This window comes from Azorhizobium sp. AG788 (genome assembly GCF_004364705.1).
GTDB classification, from domain to species: domain Bacteria; phylum Pseudomonadota; class Alphaproteobacteria; order Rhizobiales; family Xanthobacteraceae; genus Azorhizobium; species Azorhizobium caulinodans.
On the sequence record NZ_SOBM01000005.1, the window covers coordinates 209,683 to 227,090 of the forward strand.

Below are 17,408 nucleotides of genomic sequence, written 5' to 3' on the forward strand. Positions count from 1 at the left end.
CTCACCTCAGTTGTCCTCTGAAGACCGGCTGCTGCGGTACATGGGCAGCAGGACGCGGAACGTGGTGCGGCGGGGCTGGCTGTCGCATTCGACGATACCGCCATGGTCGCCGATGATCTTCGCCACCAATGCAAGGCCGAGGCCACTGCCGGTGGGCTTGGTGGTCACGAAGGGATCGAAGAGGTGCTGGACGAGATCTTCCGGCACGCCCTTACCATTGTCCCGCACGCAGAACTCGAGCGGCAGGCTGACCTTGGAGGAGGCGCCGGGCACGGTGAGGCGCACGCCGGGACGGAAGGCAGTGGTGAGGTGAATTTCGCCATCGGTCTCGCTGTCGATGGCTTCTGCCGCATTCTTCACCAGATTGAGGAAGACCTGGATCAGTTGGTCGCGGTTCGCATAAACCGGCGGCAGAGAGGGATCGTAATCCTCGATGAAGCGGATGTGGCGCGCGAAGCCCGAGGAGGCGAGCGTGCGCACATGCTCCAGCACCGCATGGATGTTGACCGGCTCGCGCTCCACGGGGCGCTCGTCGGAGAACACCTCCATCCGGTCCACCAGCTTCACGATGCGGTCCGCCTCGTCGCAGATGAGGCGGGTGAGCGCCCGGTCCTCGTCGCCCGCCGACTGTTCCAGAAGCTGGGCGGCACCGCGAATGCCCGACAGCGGGTTCTTGATCTCGTGCGCCAGCATGGAGGCGAGCGCGCTCACGGAACGGGCAGCGCCGCGATGGGTGAGCTGGCGGTCCATCTTCTCGGCGATGGTGCGCTCCTGGAACATCACCACCACATGACCCGGCCGCTCGGCCATGGGCGCCACATGGATGTCCACGATGCGCTCGCCGCCATTGCGTGGCGTGCCGAGATCGACGCGATATTCGTTCACCGAGGAACCGCGCTCGCGCACCTGCTCGATGAGGCTCAGCAGCGGCGTGCCGAAGGGCACGAACTCCGCGAAAGGCCGGCGGCGCAGCAGCGGCACGCTCACCTGAAAGAAGGTCTCGGCCGCCACATTGGCATCGAGGATGCGGCCGTCTTCCGCCAGCGTCACCACCGGATGCGGCACCGCATCCAGGATGGCGCGGGTCAGGGCCTCGCCGTCCGAGGTGCGAGGCTTCAGTTCCGCCTTCATGCGGCCGCCCTCCAGGCGAGTTGGTCGTAAAAGGTGCGGATGCCCGCGATCACAGCGTCGGGGGCCTCCAGAGTGAGGATGCGGCCACGCGCGTCCTTGGCGATTTGAGGCGCAGCGCCGGAAGAGGCCGCAGCCGCCTCCAGCGCCCAACCCACATGCTTGCGAGCCTGCCGCAGGCCGAGCTCGGCGCCATAGAGTGCGAGCCAGCCGTCATAGAGTTCGAGCAGCACGTCGCGCTGCTCGGCAAGGTCGGGGTCTGCCGGCGCGCGGCCCGTCTTCCAGTGCTGGGCGACGGCGCCCGGGAACCAGGGCCGCCCCTGCGCCCCGCGCCCGATCATGACGCCGTCCGCACCGGAAGCGGCGAGCATGGCGGCGGCGTCCTGCGTCCGGGCAAGGTCGCCATTGGCGATCACCGGAATGGAGACGGCTTCCTTAACGGCGCGGATGGCCGCCCAGTCGGCGGTGCCGGTGTAGAACTGGCAGCGGGTGCGCCCGTGGATGGTGACGAGCGCGATGCCGATCGCTTCCGCTCGGCGGGCGATCTCGGGCGCGGTCATCGCGGCGCCGTCCCAGCCGAGCCGGGTCTTCAGCGTGACAGGAACCGAAACGGCCGCACGCACCGCTTCGAGAATGCGGGTCGCCAGCGGCAGGTCGCGCAGGAGGGCCGCGCCCGCCGCACCTGTGGTCACGCGCTTGGCGGGACAGCCCATGTTGATGTCGATGATCGACGCGCCGGAGGCTTCCGCAAGGCGCGCCGCCTCAGCCATCCAGTGCGGCTCGTTGCCGGCCAGTTGCACGGCATGGATGTCCACGCCCGCGCTTTCGGCCCGCAGCGTCATTTCCGCATGGCCGGTGAGCAGGGCCTCGCTCGCCACCATCTCGGACACCGTCAGCCCGGCCCCGTAGCGCAGCGCCATGCGCCGCACCGGGGCATCGGTGATGCCCGCCATCGGCGCCAGAACGACCGGCGCCGCAATGCGGTGCGGGCCGATCGTCAGCGGCGAAAAGGCAGGAAAGGGAGCGGTTTGCACAGAAATTAGGCCATCCATCAGCTGCCTACATTCTAGACATTCGAAGCCGTTGCGCAAGGCCATAGCGATGAAGTTTGCAGGCTTTTTGCCTGCGCCTTGCCCGTGCTGCCCGATGGGGCGGCGGCTCGCTGCCTCCGCATTATCCCTTGCGCCTGCGGCGCGGGCGCTGTTCAACGACGACCAATCGTCCAGCGGGAACCCTCAAATCAATGGCTTGCGCTGTTCTTATCGTCGCTGCGGGCCGCGGCACCAGGGCCGGTGGTGCGGTGCCGAAGCAATACCACAGACTTGGCGGCGAATCTGTGTTGCGGCGCACACTGCTTCGCTTTGCGGAATGCGCAGCCGTCGATGTGATTCAGGTGGTCACCCATCCCGACGACGCGCCGCTTTATGAGCAGGCGGTCGCGGGCCTGACCAAAGTGCTGCCGCAGGTGGCAGGTGGCGCCACGCGCCAGCAGTCCGTCCGTGCAGGCCTCGAGGCGCTCGCAGCTTATGGTCCGGAGCGGGTTCTGGTGCAGGACGGCGCCCGCCCCTTCACGCCGCCGGAGGTGATTGCCCGCGCCATCGCCGCGCTGGACGGAAACACCGCCGCCATCCCCGTCCTGCCCGTCACGGACACCATCAAGCAGGTGGATGCCGCCGGCCACGTGACCGGCACCGTGGACCGCGCCATGCTGCGAGCGGTGCAGACGCCCCAGGCTTTCCGATTCGCGGAGCTGCTCGCCGCCCACCGCGCGGCAGCGGACGCCCGCGTGGCCGACCTCACCGACGATGCCTCCGTCATGGAATGGGCGGGGCACACGGTGGCAACCTTTGCCGGAGACAGTGAGAACGTGAAGCTGACCAGCGCCGAAGACCTCGCCCGTGCCGCCCGCATGCTGGCGGACCTGCCCGACGTGCGCACCGGCACCGGCTTCGACGTGCACGCCTTCGGCCCCGGCGACCATGTGATGCTGGGCGGCGTCGCCATCCCCTTCGACAGGGGCCTCGACGGCCATTCGGATGCGGACGTGGGCCTGCACGCGCTCACCGACGCGGTGCTGGGCGCGCTGGCGGATGGCGACATCGGCGCGCATTTCCCGCCCTCCGACCCGCAGTGGAAGGGCGCCACCTCCGACCGCTTCCTCGCCTTCGCCATCGAGCGGGTGCGCGAACGGGGCGGCATCGTCGCCCATCTGGACCTCACGCTGATCTGCGAGGCGCCCAAGGTCGGGCCCCATCGCGATGCCATCCGCGCCGAGATCGCCCGCATCTGCGACCTGCCCCTCGGCCGCGTGAGCGTGAAGGCCACCACGACGGAGAAGCTGGGCTTCACCGGCCGGCGCGAGGGTATCGCCGCCATGGCCTCCGCCACCATCCGCCTGCCGCTGGAGATCGGAGCATGACCGACGAGATCACCGAACGCGCAAGCCGGGTGCTGGACGCCTGCCGGGCGGCGGGCCTGATGGTGGCCACCGCGGAAAGCTGCACCGGCGGCCTCGTCGCCGGGGCGCTCACCGAGATCGCCGGCTCCTCCGACGTGGTGGACCGCGGCTTCGTCACCTATTCCAACGCCGCCAAGCAGCAGATGCTGGGCGTTCCCGAGGCCATCCTCGCCGCCCATGGTGCCGTGAGTGAGGAAACCGCGCGCGCCATGGCGCGCGGCGCCCTCGCCGCCTCGCAGGCGCAGCTCTCCGTGGCCGTCACCGGCATTGCCGGACCCGGCGGCGCCACAGAGACGAAGCCCGTGGGGCTCGTCCATTTCGCTGCCGCCAAGAAGGGCGGCATGGTCCTGCACCGGGAAGAGCGCTTCGGCGACATCGGCCGCACCGAGGTGCGCCGCCGCTCGGTGCTGGTGGCCCTCGAAATGCTGGAAACCCTTGCCCGTTTCTGACGGCGGTCCCTGACCTTAGGGCACCACCCGCCGACGGCGAACCATCCAAAAGGTGCGGCGATCAGACAAGATCGCTGGGCGCGCCCGCGCCATTCTGTCCGCCGACCGGACCCGGCGGAGCGTGACCCCTTGCCTTCCATCCAGCGCCTCATCGCGCTCCCGCCCGGCCCCGCCGCCTCCTGCTTTCGCACGTCGCCCGCCCCCAATGGGGCGGCAGCAACGGAGAGACCCGCGTGACCGCCGACCTCATTCTCCACAACGGCAAGATCACCACGCTCGACCGGACCAATCCGGTGGCGAGCGCCGTCGCCATCAAGGACGGCACCTTCCTCGCCGTCGGCACCGATGCCGAGGCCATGGCCCATGCCGGCCCCACGACGCGCAAGGTGGATCTCAAGGGCCGCAGCGTCCTGCCGGGTCTCATTGACAACCACCTGCACATCATCCGCGGCGGGCTCAACTTCAACATGGAGCTGCGCTGGGACGGCATGCGCTCGCTGGCCGACGCCATGGACATGCTGAAGCGGCAGGTGGCCGTGACCCCGCCGCCGCAATGGGTGCGCGTGGTGGGCGGCTTCACCGAGCACCAGTTCGCCGAAAAGCGCCTGCCGACCATCGCGGAGCTGAACGCGGTGGCCCCCGAGACGCCGGTCTTCATCCTGCACCTTTATGACCGCGCCCTGCTCAATGCCGCCGCTTTGCGCGCGGTGGGCTACACCAAGGACACGCCCGAGCCTCCCGGCGGCGAGATCACCCGCGATGCCGCCGGCAATCCCACCGGCCTCCTGCTGGCACGGCCCAATGCGGCGATCCTCTATGCGACCCTCGCCAAGGGGCCGAAGCTGCCTTTTGACTATCAGCTCAATTCCACCCGCCACTTCATGCGCGAGCTGAACCGCCTCGGCGTCACCGGCGCCATCGATGCGGGCGGCGGCTTCCAGAACTATCCCGACGATTATGCGGTGATCCAGAAGCTCGCCGACGACAACCAGCTCACCATCCGCCTCGCCTACAACCTCTTCACGCAGAAGCCGAAGCAGGAGAAGGAGGACTTCCTCAACTGGACGAAGACCTCCAAGTACGAGCAGGGTAGCGACTATTTCCGCCACAACGGCGCGGGCGAGATGCTGGTCTTCTCCGCCGCCGACTTCGAGGACTTCCGCGAGCCGCGTCCGGACATGCCCCCCGAGATGGAGGGCGACCTCGAGGGCGTGGTCCGCATCCTCGCCGAGAACCGCTGGCCGTGGCGCCTGCACGCAACCTATGACGAGACCATCTCCCGCGCCCTCGACGTGTTCGAGACCGTGAACAAGGACGTGCCGCTCTCGGGCCTCAACTGGTTCTTCGACCATGCGGAGACCATTTCCGAGCGCTCCATCGACCGCATCGCGGCGCTCGGCGGGGGCATCGCCGTGCAGCACCGCATGGCGTATCAGGGCGAGTATTTCGTGGAGCGCTACGGCGCCGCCGCCGCCGAGGCGACCCCGCCAGTTGCGCGCATGCTCGACAAGGGCGTGAAGGTCTCCGCCGGCACCGACGCCACCCGTGTCGCCTCCTATAATCCGTGGGTCTCGCTTTCCTGGCTGGTGACCGGCCAGACCGTGGGCGGCCTGCGCCTCTATCCCCGCCACAACTGCCTCGACCGCGAGACGGCCCTGCGCATGTGGACGGAGAAGGTGACGTGGTTCTCCAATGAGGAGGGCCGCAAGGGCCAGATCGTCGCCGGCCAGTTCGCCGACCTCATCGTGCCGGACCGCGACTTCTTCTCCTGTCCGGAGGCGGACATCGCCCATATGTCGTCCGACCTGACGATCGTGGGCGGCAAGGTCGTGTACGGCGCGGGCGACTTCAAGGCGCTGGACGACACCCCGCTGCCGCCCGCCATGCCCGACTGGTCGCCGGTGCGTACCTTCAAGGGCTATGCCGCCTGGGGCGAGCCGGAAGGTGCGGGCAAGAACTCCCTGCGCATGGCCGCCGCCTGCGGCTGCGCCAATTCCTGCGGCGTCCACGGTCACCAGCACGCCAATGCCTGGTCGAGCCGGTTGCCGGTTTCGGACCTGAGCAGCTTCTGGGGCGCCCTCGGCTGCGCCTGCTGGGCGGTGTGAGGTGGCGCCCCGCGCCACATCGGCTTGGACGGCGGGCCTTCACCGGCTCGCCCTCCTCACTCTTTGCGCCGCCTATATCCAGGGGCCGGTGACGAAGCTGCTCGATTTCAACGGCGCGATCGCTGAGATGGTGCATTTCGGCCTCGCGCCGCCGGCCCTGTTTGCGGCCGGCGTCATCGTCTTCGAACTGGTGGCCTCTGCCCTGGTCGTTTTCGGTCCCCTGCGCGGCTGGGCGGCACTGGCGCTCGGCGCCTTCACGCTTGCGGCGACGCTGGTCGCCCTGCGCTTCTGGGACCTGCCCCCCGGCATGGACCGCGCCATGGCGACGAACGCCTTCTTCGAGCACCTCGGCCTTGCCGGTGCGTTCGGCCTCGTCGCCCTCGACAGCTTCAAGATCAAGGGAGGCGGAACGTCCGCATGACCGAAGCCAAGCCCGGCCCCTCCGGCTCCATGTTCACCGCCTTCCGCCATTCCACCTTCACCGTCCTGTGGGCGGCGGCGGTGCTGGGCAATACCGGCACCTTCATGCGCGACGTGGCGAGTTCCTGGCTCGTCACCGGCCTGTCACCCTCCCCCACCGCCACCGCGCTCATCCAGGCGGCGGGCACGCTGCCCATCTTCCTGCTGGCCATTCCCGCCGGCGTGCTGACCGACATTCTCGACCGGCGCAAATTCCTTATCGGCATCCAGATCTATCTCGGCGCGGTCAGCATCGTGCTGCTGAGCCTCGCCGCCGCCGGCGCGCTCACCATCTGGTCGCTCGCTGGCCTCACCTTTCTCGGCGGCATCGGCGCCGCGCTCATGGCCCCCACCTGGCAGGCCATCGTGCCCGAGCTGGTGCCCAAGGCCGATCTCAAGGGCGCGGTGGCCCTGAACTCGCTCGGCATCAACATCTCCCGCGCCATCGGCCCGGCCGTGGGCGGCCTGCTGCTGGCCTCGGCCGGCGCCGCCGTCACCTACGGGGCGGACGTGGCGAGCTATGTGATCGTCGGTGCGGCCCTCCTGTGGTGGAAGCGCCCGGCGAAGACCGAGGATGCACTCACCGAGCGCTTCACCGGCGCCTTCGTGGCCGGTCTGCGCTATGCGAAGAACAGCCGCGAACTGCACGTGGTGATGCTGCGGGCGGCGGTCTTCTTCACCTGCGCCAGTTCCGTCTGGGCGCTGCTGCCGCTGGTGGCCCGCCGGCTGCTGGGCGGCGATGCCGGCTTCTACGGCCTGCTGCTCGGCGCCATCGGCCTCGGCGCCATCGGCGGCGCTCTGGTGCTCTCCCGCGTGCGGGACCGGCTGAGCACCGACGCCCTGATGCTGGGCGCGGCGCTCGTCACCGCTGCCGTCATGGCACTGCTCGCCCTCGCCCCGCCGCAGCCGGTGGCCCTTGTGCTCATGCTGGCGCTCGGCGCGGCCTGGATCGTCGCCCTCACCACCCTCAACAGCACGGCGCAGGCCATCCTGCCCAACTGGGTGCGCGGGCGGGCCCTCGCCATCTATCTCACCGTCTTCAACGGCGCGATGGCGCTGGGCAGCCTCGGCTGGGGCTCGGTGGCCGATGCGGTGGGCATCCCGGTCACCCTGTTCGCGGGGGCCGTGCTGCTCCTGGTGGCCGGCCTCGGCATGCACCGCCTGCCGCTGCCGAAGGGCGAAACGGACCTTGCGCCCTCCAACCACTGGCCCGAGCCTCTGCTGGCGGTGGAAACGGAGAACGACCGCGGTCCGGTGCTGGTGACCATCGAGTACCAGATCGCACCCGAGGATCGTGTCGCCTTCCTTGACGAGGCCCATCGCCTCTCCCGCGAGCGGCTGAAGGACGGCGCCTATGCCTGGGGCATCACGGAGGACGCGGCCGCGCCTGAACGTCTGGTGGAATGGTTCCTGCTCGGCTCGTGGGCGGAGCATCTGCGGCAGCACCGCCGGGTGTCCAATGCGGATGCGGACATCCAGAAGCGCCTGCACCGCTTCCATCGCGGCGAGGCGCCGCCCGTGGTTCGGCATCTTCTCGGGTTGGAGAGCGCCTAGAATCCGGAAATAAGAACATGCGGCGTCGTTTCGCCGCTGGGCAGCGGGTCGGCGGAGCCTTCGGGTTCCGCCCCCCGCCCACCGCCCAAGTGGAGGAAGGCTGTGACTGCGCCTTTGATTGCGTTCATTGACGATGACCCCGCCATCGGCGAGGCCATCGCCAATTTCTTTGCTGCCTATGATTATGAAGCGGCGGTCTTCAACGACGCCGAGACGTTTTTGGCGTCAACGGCCATCGATCGCGCCGACTGCATCATTACCGACGTCCGACTCGGCGGCATGTCCGGGCTTGATCTGCTGGACCGGCTGCGGGCCCGTCCCGCCTGTCCTCCCGTGATCGTGATCACCGCCTTTCCCCAGGATGCGATCCGCAACCGCGCCTTGTCGGCCGGAGCCACGGCCTTCTTCCTGAAGCCGTTACCGATGGACGAACTGCTGGCCAGCGTCATGCAGGCGCTTGCAAAGGGTTTTGGCGGGACGCAATGATGCCGTTTCGGCATGATCATTCCGAGCGGCCATAGCGCACCGCAGCCATGACCCCTGTTCCCCCTTCACGCGCCGACCGCTCCTCGCCGGGCGAGGTTCTGCGCGCCGGTCCGCTGGAGATCCATGCCACCGCGCGGCAGGCCTTCGTCAACGGCGCGCGCATCACCCTCGGCAGCCGGGCATTCGACCTTCTGCTGATGCTCGCGGAGGCCGCGGGCCGGGTGGTGTCCCACGACGAGATCCAGGCCCGCGTGTGGCCGAACCGGCATGTGAGCGAGACCAATCTGCGGGTGCAGGTTTCAACGCTCCGGCGGGCGCTGGGGGAGGCCCGCCACGTCGTCAGCACCGTGCCGGACCGGGGCTACGCCTTCACCCCCTTCGGCCAGCACGCGCCGGAGCCGGACGACGCCCCCGTACCGGGCGATCATGTGGTGCATGTGGTGGACGACGAGGCGGACATGCGCGACGCCCTCGAAGGGCTGCTGATGGCGTCTGGCTGGCGGGTGCGCACGTACGGATCGGTGGGTGCCTTCCAGGAAGCTCTGACGGCCCAGACCGCCGGCTGCCTGATCCTCGACGTCAGCCTGCCGGGCGAGAATGGCCTCGAACTCCAGCGCCGGCTGCTCGCCCTCGGCCTCAGCCTACCCATCGTGTTCCTGAGCGGGCGGTCCAACATTCCCATCGCCGTGGAAGCCATGAAGGCGGGGGCAATCGAATTCCTCACCAAGCCCGCCGCCGGCGAGGACATTCTCGCCGCGGTCGCGCGGGCCATGGCACTGGCCCTGTCGGAACGCCCCCAGAGCCCTGCTTGAGGGGGCAACCGTCCTAATTGACGTGCGCGCGCTTCCACTGGCCCGGCGGCAGGCCGGTGTGGACGCGGAAGACCCGCGTGAAATGGCTCTGGTCGGCGAAGCCCACTTCCATGGCGATGTCGGCGAGGCTGCCGTGCCGGTCCAGCATCAGTTCCTGCGCCCGCCGCACACGGGCATTCATCTGCCACTTGTGCGGCGGCATGCCGGTGGCGATCCGGAATTCGCGACCGAAGTGCGACTGCGACTGCCCCAGCAGCGCGGATAGATCGGCGAGCGGAATATCCTCTGCCAGATGGTCCATGATGAAGTCGGTGACCCGCCGCAACTGCCAGGGCAGCAGCCCACCGGAGGTGGACGGCTCGCGCGGGCTGAACAGGGCGACGAACAGCGCCGTGGCAAGGCTGTCGCAATAGAGCTGGCTGCCGGGGTCGGTGCCATCGCTCATCCGCGCGAGAAGATCCGCGCAGTGCCAGATGCGCGGATCGCGGAACATCACATTGGCTTCCGTCGGCTCGGACAGTGGCTGGCCGATGATCTGCGACACCGTTTCGGTGTCGAAGGCCAGCACGGCGCGCCGGTAGAGGCTGATGCGCGAGCAGCTTTCCCAGGCGCAGGTGCCAGCCGGCAGGAAGCTCATATGGTTGGGGCGCACGCGCTGGGCCGTGGGGCGGCAGGGCGAGAGGGAGACCTCGGTGGCGCCACCTACCTCGTCCAGCGCCACCGTGAGCAGGTTGCGCGAAGTGTCGAGTTGCTCCTGCCAACCATCGGCATCGCGCCGCCGGTCGAACTGCGCGACGATGCCTCCGGTGAGGCCGAGCTGAGATGTCTCGCGGCTGTCTTCAGCCTGCCCCCGCGCGGACCAGCCTGAAGCTTCCGGCATAGGTTGTGGCATCGTGCTTCCCATATCAATCTCTCGATCGGGGAGAGACTAGGCGGGGCCGGCGCCGAACGGGCGTGAAACGATGTGAAATGAGGAACTTTTTCCGCACCATGGTGCGGTCACCGCCCCAACATCACCGCTGTGATGCCGCGCAGTGACGCCTGAGCCCTCTTCCGGATCAGTCGATGGGCCGCCCGTTCGTCTCGACGGCGAGGAAGACGAAGGCGCCCGAGACCAGCACCATGCAGCCGGCAAAGAACAGGAAGGCCGGTGCCGCCGCCGCCGCGGAGAAGGCCGGCGACACCACGTTCGAGCTGCCGGCGATCAGCGCCAGAGCCAGCGGCCCGATGATGCGGCCGACGCCCGACGCCGCCTGCGCGAGCCCCGCCGCCCGCGCGCCCAACCGCGCCCCATATTGCTCGATGGCATAGGGCGCGCTGTTGGCGAGGCCGCCCTCGCAGAAAAAGGCAGCGCAGGAGAGCGAGATGAGCGCCATGGGCACGCCCGCCACGGTGCGGCCACCCGACAGGGAGACGCAGGCGAGCGCCACGGCGGCCAGGAGCGCGAGGACGATGCCCAGCGGCCGGCGGCCGGTGAAGGGCACCACCACCGCCGAGGACAGGCGCCCGAGGATGCCGCAGCCGGAAATGATGACGAAATAAAGCGCGGTGCCGCCCACCGACCGGCCGAGTTCGGCGGACATAATGGTGGGACCCCACAGATAATAGCCGAACACCACGGTCAGGGCCGCGGCGTTCACGATCACCACCTGCCAGAAGATGCGCGGGCGTTCATAAAGATCGCCGAGCGACCGGATCAGCCCCCGCCCCTTCTCAACCTGCGGCGCGGCCGCGCCCGCCTGCCCCGGCTCGCCCACCAGCGCCATGGCCTGCGAGATGCGCCCCACGGCCACCAGCCAGCGCAGAGATTCGGGCACGAACAGCGCGGTGAGGAGCGCGGGGACAAGCGGCATGAAGCCAAGCAGTGCCACCCCCCGCCAGCCCAGCGTCTCGATCAGCAGCCCGCTCGACAGCGCCGCCACCAGAATGCCGAGGCTGGAGAAGACCATGAACAGGCTGCCGACCCGCGTGCGGTGCCGCGTGGGGGTGACCTCCACCACCAGCGTGAGCACCGGCGTCGCGGAAGCCGCGAGCCCGAAGCCGACCAGGATGCGCAAGGCGACGATCAGCTCCCACCAGCCCTGCGGCACGAAGGCGATCAGGCCGGCGGACAGGCCGCAGATGATCGTGCCCGATATGATCTGGCGCTTCCTGCCGCGCGCATCGGAGACGCTGCCCCACAGCAGCGCGGCGAGGATGGAGCCGACGCCGCCGCCATAGAGGATCATGGCCGACTGGCCGTAGCTCAGGCCCCATTCCGGCCCGATGACTGCGAGGATGAAGCCGATGAGGAAGAAATCGGCGAAATCGAGCGTCGCGACCCCGGCCAGCACCGCAAACGTGGTCCAGTAGCGCGGACCCATCGCCTGACCGTCGTAGCGGGCCACCAGTTCGGCGGCAGTCGGATCGGCGGCGGAACGGCGTGTCATGGGTGGTCGCCCCGGGGAAACGAGAAGAAGAAGCGTGTGCCGGTCGGACCGGTGTCCACGCCCAGCGTACCGCCATGGGCTTCCACGACGGAACGGCAGATGGCAAGCCCCATGCCCATGCCGTCCGGCTTTGTGCTGAAGAAGGGATCGAAGATGCGCGCCACCTGCTCGGGCGGAATGCCCTCGCCGGTATCGGCCACCTCGATCTCCATGAAGGCATCGGCCTGGCTGCGGGTGGTGATGCTCAGCGTGCGGGCCCCGCTCGACCCGCGCATGGCCTCGATGGCATTGCCCGCGAGATTGATGACCACCTGCTGAAAGAGCGCGCGGTCGCCATGCGCGATGCGCTCGGAGGGCGAGAGCGTCCGCCGCACCAGGACATGCGCCTTGCGCAGGCGGTCGGCAAGCAAGGCGATGGCCTCGTCCACCGCATCCGGCACGTCGAAGGGCGCCATGTGGGCATCGGACTTGGCCGAGATGGAGCGCAGGCCCCGGATCACGTCCCCCGCCTTGGTCCCCTGCGCGGCGATGCGGGCCAGCACCTGCTCGGCCTGATCGGCGCGGGGCGGCGAGCGCTTCAGCCACTGGATGCCAGCGCTGGCATTGGCAACGATAGCGGCCAACGGTTGGCTGATCTCGTGGGCGACGGAAGCCACCAGTTCGCCCATTGTGGTCAGCCCCGCCACCCGTTCCAGCTCCGCCTGCGCCGCCCTAAGGCGCTCGTCGGCGCGATGCTTCTCGGTCACGTCCATCACCGTGCCCACGAAGTCGCCCCGGCTCTCGGCGGCGCTCAGCATGGCGGGGATGATGCACTCGATGTGGCGCACCTCCACGCCGGGCAGGACGATGCGGAACTCGACGGAGGCGCTCTGGACGCTGGCCCGCACCGCGTGGATCGCCGCCTTGAGCCGCGCCTTGTCCTCGGGATGCACGCGCGACCAGAAGAGCTGGAAGCTCGGTTTGTGTTCGAGCGGGTCGAGCCCGAGGATGCGGAACAGTTCGTCGGACCACAGGATGGTGCGGTTGGCCGCTTCCCAGTACCAGCTGCCGATCTGCATCATGGACTGCGCCGCCGCCAGCACGGCGCGGCTGCGGCGCAGTTCCTGCTCGATGGTCTTGCGGCGGGCGATGTCGGTCTGGAGCTCCGCATAAAGCCGGGCATTCTCCAGCGAGATGGCCGCCTGCGAGCCGAGAACCTCCAGAAGGGCCTGGCGGCTGGCGCTGAATGCGTCCGGCAGGTGGGCGTTCTCCAGATAGAGCACGCCGACCACCTCTCCCCCCTTCTTCAGGGGCAGCGCCAGCACCGCGCGCGGGGCATGGGCGAAGAAGGGATCGTCACCGAACTCCGGCGTCTCGCGCACATCCGCCAGCATCAACCTGGTCCGGGTGCGCAGCACCACATTCACGAGGGAGACCGGGAACGGGCATTGGTAGAGGCCGACCTCGCTCATCCAGACATGCAGGCCGCCCGCCTCGCTGACCGCGCTCGCCGCCGCATAAGGTCGGCCGTCCCGCACCAGGGTCAGCAGGCCCCGGTCAGCGCCCGCATGCTGCATGGCGAGAGTGAGCAGGCGCTCGATCAGCTGGGGCAGCACGATCTCGGCGGAGAGGGCGCGGGAGCCGTCGAGCATGAGGGAGATGTCGAGATCCGCCTCCAGCCGGGGGACCGCGGGGTCGGACTGGACGATGCCGCCCGAGCCGCTGCCCAGTTCGGCGGCCTTGGCATGCGCGCCCCACACCTCATAGGCGGAAGCCGCATAGCGACGGAAGGCGGAGGCGATGAGCCCGTGGCCCCGGCTGGCGTGGAAGCGCGCGGCGCACTCGCTCGCCAGCGCCTCGTGGTGGGACAGCCCGAGGGTACGCGCGCCCTGCACCGCCCGCTCATAGAGCGTCATGGCCTCCACGTCGCGGCCATCGAGGCGCGCCGCCTCGGCCGCGAGCAGCCGGGCGCCGCCCTCGAAATTGGACGGACTGTGCGCCGCCCAATGTGCCAGTTGAGTGGCATGGCGCCGGAAAGCATCGCGCCACGGCCCCTCTTCGCCGGCCGCACGCGGCAGGGAGAGAGCAAGCCCTCCGAACAGGGCCAGAACGGCCGTTTCAAGGAAGTAGGGACAAGTCCAGGCGTAGCGTTCGGCCTTCTCCCGGGCCTGCGCGGCCTCGGCAAAGCGGCCCGACAGCACGCAGCACTGAAGCTTGCGCGTCCAGTAGCAGAAGGCCGCCACCGCGAGGCGCGGATCGGCCTCCAGAAGCGCCTCGGTGGCCGCCTCCTCCTGTGGATCTGCCGCGATGCCGCGGCGGATCTGCTGCACCATACGCGCCTGCGCCTTGAGGATGAGCTCCACCCGCACCAGCCGGACACCGGCCGCATAGGCAAGGCCGCGCTCGATCTCGGCCTCCACGGCGACGAGAGGCTCGCCGGCGCTCAGCATGTTGGTGACGAGGTTGTTGCAGGAGTAGGCGGCGAAGTTCGCATCGCCGGCGGCGAGCGCGCTGTCGAACGACTTGCGGATGAGATCGCGTCGCTCCGCCAGCGGCCGCGTCCAGGGCGAGACGAGGCTGCCGAAGCACATCTCCACCTTGGCGCGGAAACGCGCGAAGCCCCGCCGGTTGACGAGATCAAGGCCGAGCTGGCCGAGCGCATGCGCCAGCGCATAATCACCGAAGGCCGGACCGATCACCATGGCCGCATGCTCGAAGGCAAAGGCGGCGGCGTCACACAGGCCGTGCTCCAGCACGAGATTGACCATGCGCAGCGGCACAAGATCGTGCAGCCGGCGGTCGATGAAGGAGGCGGGCGACGTCACCTCCACCAGCACTTCCATGGCCGCCAGGCGCAGCGGGTCCGTGAGGGCGGGGGCGTCGACGAGGGCGCCGACCGGCTGCGTGCCCAGCCGCGACACGAGGCTGCGATACTCCTCCTCCACCGTGTCCCCGGGAGCAAAACTCCAGGCGGGGCCGAGGCGGGAGAGGAAGCCGAGCCCGGTGCGCACCGCCTCGTCCGACCGGTCGAGGGCAGTGAGGAGGGACACCTGCAGGCGCGTCGCGAGCGCGGCATCCACCAGTTCCTCGGCATGGACACTGGCGGCCGCCAGTTGAGCCTCCGCATAAGCGTGCTCGCCATGCATGGCGGCACACTCCGCGCCGAGAACGGCCAGCTCGAAGCTGGTGCGATAGCAGGTGTTCCAGCGGTCCTGCGGCAGCAGGGCGGTCGCGGTGCGCACGAGGCCAAGGGCCGCCTCATAGCTGCCGGAGCGGCGGGCGCGGCGGGCAGCATCGAGGTAAAGCTCCGCCACCGCGAGACGCTCGTTGGCATTCTCCAGAAGCCGAAGGCACAGGCCATACTGGTCCACGGCATCGAACAGCCGCGCCCCGGCCCCCTCGCGCACCGCCCCGGCCAGCACCCGGGCAAGGCCGAGATGCCACCTCGCGCGGCTGGACGGATCGATCAGCTGATAGGCGGCATCGCGAATCTTGTCGTGGGCGAAGCGATGGCCGGTGGGCGTCGCGATGACATATCCCGCCTCCACCGCCTTGCCGAGCGCCGGCTCCAGCGCGCCGCCATGGACCGACTCGACCGTGGCCAGCAGTTCGGCATCGAACTGCGAGCCGAGGCTCGCGAGGAACATCAGCAGCTTCTGGAGATCGGGCTCAAGCCGCAGGATCTTGCCGGCGATGAGCGTCGCCACGTTGTCAGCGATGCCCGCGGCGGCGATCACCGCCGCATCCCAGACCCAGCGCCCGCTGGCCGGATCGAAGCTCAGGCCGCCGCGGTGAGCGAGGACGGAGAGGAACTGGCAGACGAAGAAGGGATTGCCGCCGGTCTTCGTCCAGACGAGCTCCGCCAGTCCGCCGACCGCGCTCGCCGGAGCACGCAGCAGGCCGGCGACGAGATCGCGCGTCTCCGCCACCGAGAGTGGCACCAGATCCATGGTCTCGATCCGGCGGTGGCTGGCAAGGCGCAGGAGTGCCATCTCCTGCGAGGGGCGCGCGAGCCCGAGGAAGAGAATGGGGGCCGGCGTCTCCGCACCGAGCAGTTCGCCGATGAAATCCAGCGTGGCGACGTCCGCCCACTGCACGTCATCCATGACCAGGACGAGGAAGTGGCGCTGCCGCGCGAAGCCGGCGAGAACACCCGCTAGCAGGCGATGGACGCGCGCCCGCGTCTCCATGAGTGGCAGCGACGCCGGACGAGAAGGGACGGCCACCAGCGGCGCGAGTTCGGGCACGAGATCGAGCAGGAAAGCGATGTCGTCGCCGAAGGCATGAGCCCAGCCGGCGGCGAGCGCTTCCAGCGCCTCCGGCGCCGCCGCCAACGCGCGGATCACCAGCGAGCGCAAGGCGGCTCCGAGCGCCGCATAGGGCTGATCGCGCGGCTCGCACTTGGCGGTGGCGAACCAGGCCATGTGCGGCTCCACCCGGCGCTGGAAGGCGGCGGCGAGCGCACTTTTTCCCGCCCCGGCCTCCGCCTGAACGAGGACACCCTCGGCCCGGCCGTCGGCCGCAACGCGGGCGGCGGCGGTCGTCAGATGGCCGAGTTCGGACGTGCGGCCGAGAAAGCGCTGGGGCGTGGGGTTGCCCAGCAGCACCTCGCTCTCGCCGGGCACGAAATCCGGAATGGTGCCCTTCTGCCGCAGCGTCGCCACGCACCGCCGCAGATCCTGCTCCAGCGTCGCGGCGCTCTGGTATCTGGACGCAGGCTCCTTGGCCAGCAGCTTGACCACGATGGCGGAGACCGCCTCGGGCAGATCGGCCCGCTCGCGCGGCGGGGCCGGCACCCGGGCCACGTGGGCATGGATCCACTCCATCCGGCGCTGGGCATGAAACGGCAGCACACCCGCCAGAAGCTCGTAGAGCACGACGCCGAGACTGTAGAGGTCGGACCGCTCGTCCACGATCCGTCCGGTGCGGCCCGTGTGTTCCGGCGACATGTAAGGCAAGGCATCCGCGCTGGGATCGGTCAGCCCGCCCTCGGGCACCTGCCCGCGTGCCGTGGCGTGGGCAAAACCCGTCAGCCAGACGCGGCCACCATCCGCCCGCGCCAGGATATGCGCCGGCCGGATGTCCCCATGGACAACGCCCGCCGCATGCATGGCCCGGACCGCTGCCGCAAGTTCCGCCGCCAGCGCGAGGCGCGGAAGCAGGACGGGGCAGGCATTCGCCGCCTGCCGGAACGGCACCGCGCCGGGATCGCCGAGCACCAGCGCAAGGCGCCCGTCCTTCCGGCTCAGACCTTCGGGAATGAGCGCCCAGTCGCCGGACAGATGCCGCCGGAAGGCGAATTCCTGCTCCAGAACCTGCGCGCCACGGGCATCGTCGCCGTCCCAGACCTTCACAAGCACCGGCCGTCCCCTCTCCAGCATCGCGCCGTAGAGTGGGGTCTCTCCAGCCTCGAGGAGGGAGAAACTTTGCGTATCGAGCACGGGCCGTCGATCCGGCCGCCGGAAGGGCGGCATTGGGGTTCAGCGCGCGGGCCATTCCGCTGCCGGGCTCAGGCACGAGGCCCCAGCCAGCTCTTCATCTAGCAGGTT

General features: G+C 69.3%; 12 protein-coding genes. 7 read left to right on the forward strand and 5 right to left on the reverse strand.

The features are described 5' to 3' along the window. Window positions 1-6: 6 nt before the first annotated feature. Both DFO45_RS14515 and dusB read right to left on the reverse strand, forming a co-directional pair. On the reverse strand, window positions 7-1,131 hold the full coding sequence (locus DFO45_RS14515; RefSeq protein ID WP_012171611.1) for a nitrogen regulation protein NR(II): 1,125 nt from the start codon (window positions 1,129-1,131) through the stop codon (window positions 7-9). Beyond that, a complete protein-coding gene (gene dusB / locus DFO45_RS14520; RefSeq protein ID WP_245518125.1) occupies window positions 1,128-2,129 on the reverse strand; it encodes a tRNA dihydrouridine synthase DusB in 1,002 nt (333 codons plus the stop codon). The genes DFO45_RS14515 and dusB overlap by 4 nt, the downstream gene beginning before the upstream one ends. A 242-nt stretch (window positions 2,130-2,371) precedes the next feature. Between dusB and DFO45_RS14525 the strand changes: the two genes are divergently transcribed. The 7 genes from DFO45_RS14525 to DFO45_RS14555 all read left to right on the forward strand — a co-directional run bounded on the left by DFO45_RS14525 (window position 2,372) and on the right by DFO45_RS14555 (window position 9,451). Then, complete coding sequence (locus DFO45_RS14525; RefSeq protein WP_133865427.1) at window positions 2,372-3,547, forward strand: bifunctional 2-C-methyl-D-erythritol 4-phosphate cytidylyltransferase/2-C-methyl-D-erythritol 2,4-cyclodiphosphate synthase; 1,176 nt, start codon at window positions 2,372-2,374, stop codon at window positions 3,545-3,547. Next, window positions 3,544-4,035, forward strand: a complete 492-nt coding sequence (locus tag DFO45_RS14530) for a CinA family protein (protein ID WP_133865428.1) — start codon at window positions 3,544-3,546, stop codon at window positions 4,033-4,035. The genes DFO45_RS14525 and DFO45_RS14530 overlap by 4 nt, the downstream gene beginning before the upstream one ends. A 233-nt stretch (window positions 4,036-4,268) precedes the next feature. Next, on the forward strand, window positions 4,269-6,140 hold the full coding sequence (locus DFO45_RS14535; protein WP_166657134.1) for an amidohydrolase: 1,872 nt from the start codon (window positions 4,269-4,271) through the stop codon (window positions 6,138-6,140). 1 nt (window position 6,141) lies between these two features. Beyond that, a complete protein-coding gene (locus DFO45_RS14540; RefSeq protein ID WP_133865430.1) occupies window positions 6,142-6,561 on the forward strand; it encodes a DoxX family protein in 420 nt (139 codons plus the stop codon). Between the two features lie 29 nt (window positions 6,562-6,590). Further along, window positions 6,591-8,153, forward strand: a complete 1,563-nt coding sequence (locus DFO45_RS14545) for an MFS transporter (protein ID WP_133865659.1) — start codon at window positions 6,591-6,593, stop codon at window positions 8,151-8,153. 102 nt (window positions 8,154-8,255) lie between these two features. Next, window positions 8,256-8,639 carry a response regulator gene (locus tag DFO45_RS14550; protein ID WP_166657136.1) on the forward strand — a complete coding sequence of 128 codons (384 nt, stop codon included), beginning with the start codon at window positions 8,256-8,258 and terminating at the stop codon, window positions 8,637-8,639. Between the two features lie 47 nt (window positions 8,640-8,686). Next, window positions 8,687-9,451, forward strand: coding sequence for a response regulator (locus tag DFO45_RS14555; protein WP_012171619.1), 765 nt, complete (start codon window positions 8,687-8,689; stop codon window positions 9,449-9,451). 13 nt (window positions 9,452-9,464) lie between these two features. Here DFO45_RS14555 and DFO45_RS14560 read toward each other — a convergent pair whose 3' ends face one another. The 3 genes from DFO45_RS14560 to DFO45_RS14570 all read right to left on the reverse strand — a co-directional run bounded on the left by DFO45_RS14560 (window position 9,465) and on the right by DFO45_RS14570 (window position 17,300). After that, on the reverse strand, window positions 9,465-10,343 hold the full coding sequence (locus DFO45_RS14560; protein WP_166657137.1) for an AraC family transcriptional regulator: 879 nt from the start codon (window positions 10,341-10,343) through the stop codon (window positions 9,465-9,467). 166 nt (window positions 10,344-10,509) lie between these two features. Then, entirely contained in the window at window positions 10,510-11,880 is a 1,371-nt protein-coding gene (locus tag DFO45_RS14565; RefSeq protein WP_133865433.1) for an MFS transporter, read from the reverse strand. After that, the gene (locus DFO45_RS14570) at window positions 11,877-17,300 is read right to left on the reverse strand and encodes an ATP-binding sensor histidine kinase (protein ID WP_166657138.1); all 5,424 of its coding nucleotides are present in this window, start codon (window positions 17,298-17,300) and stop codon (window positions 11,877-11,879) included. Before DFO45_RS14570 ends, DFO45_RS14565 begins: the two co-directional genes overlap by 4 nt. Between the last annotated feature and the right edge of the window lie 108 nt (window positions 17,301-17,408).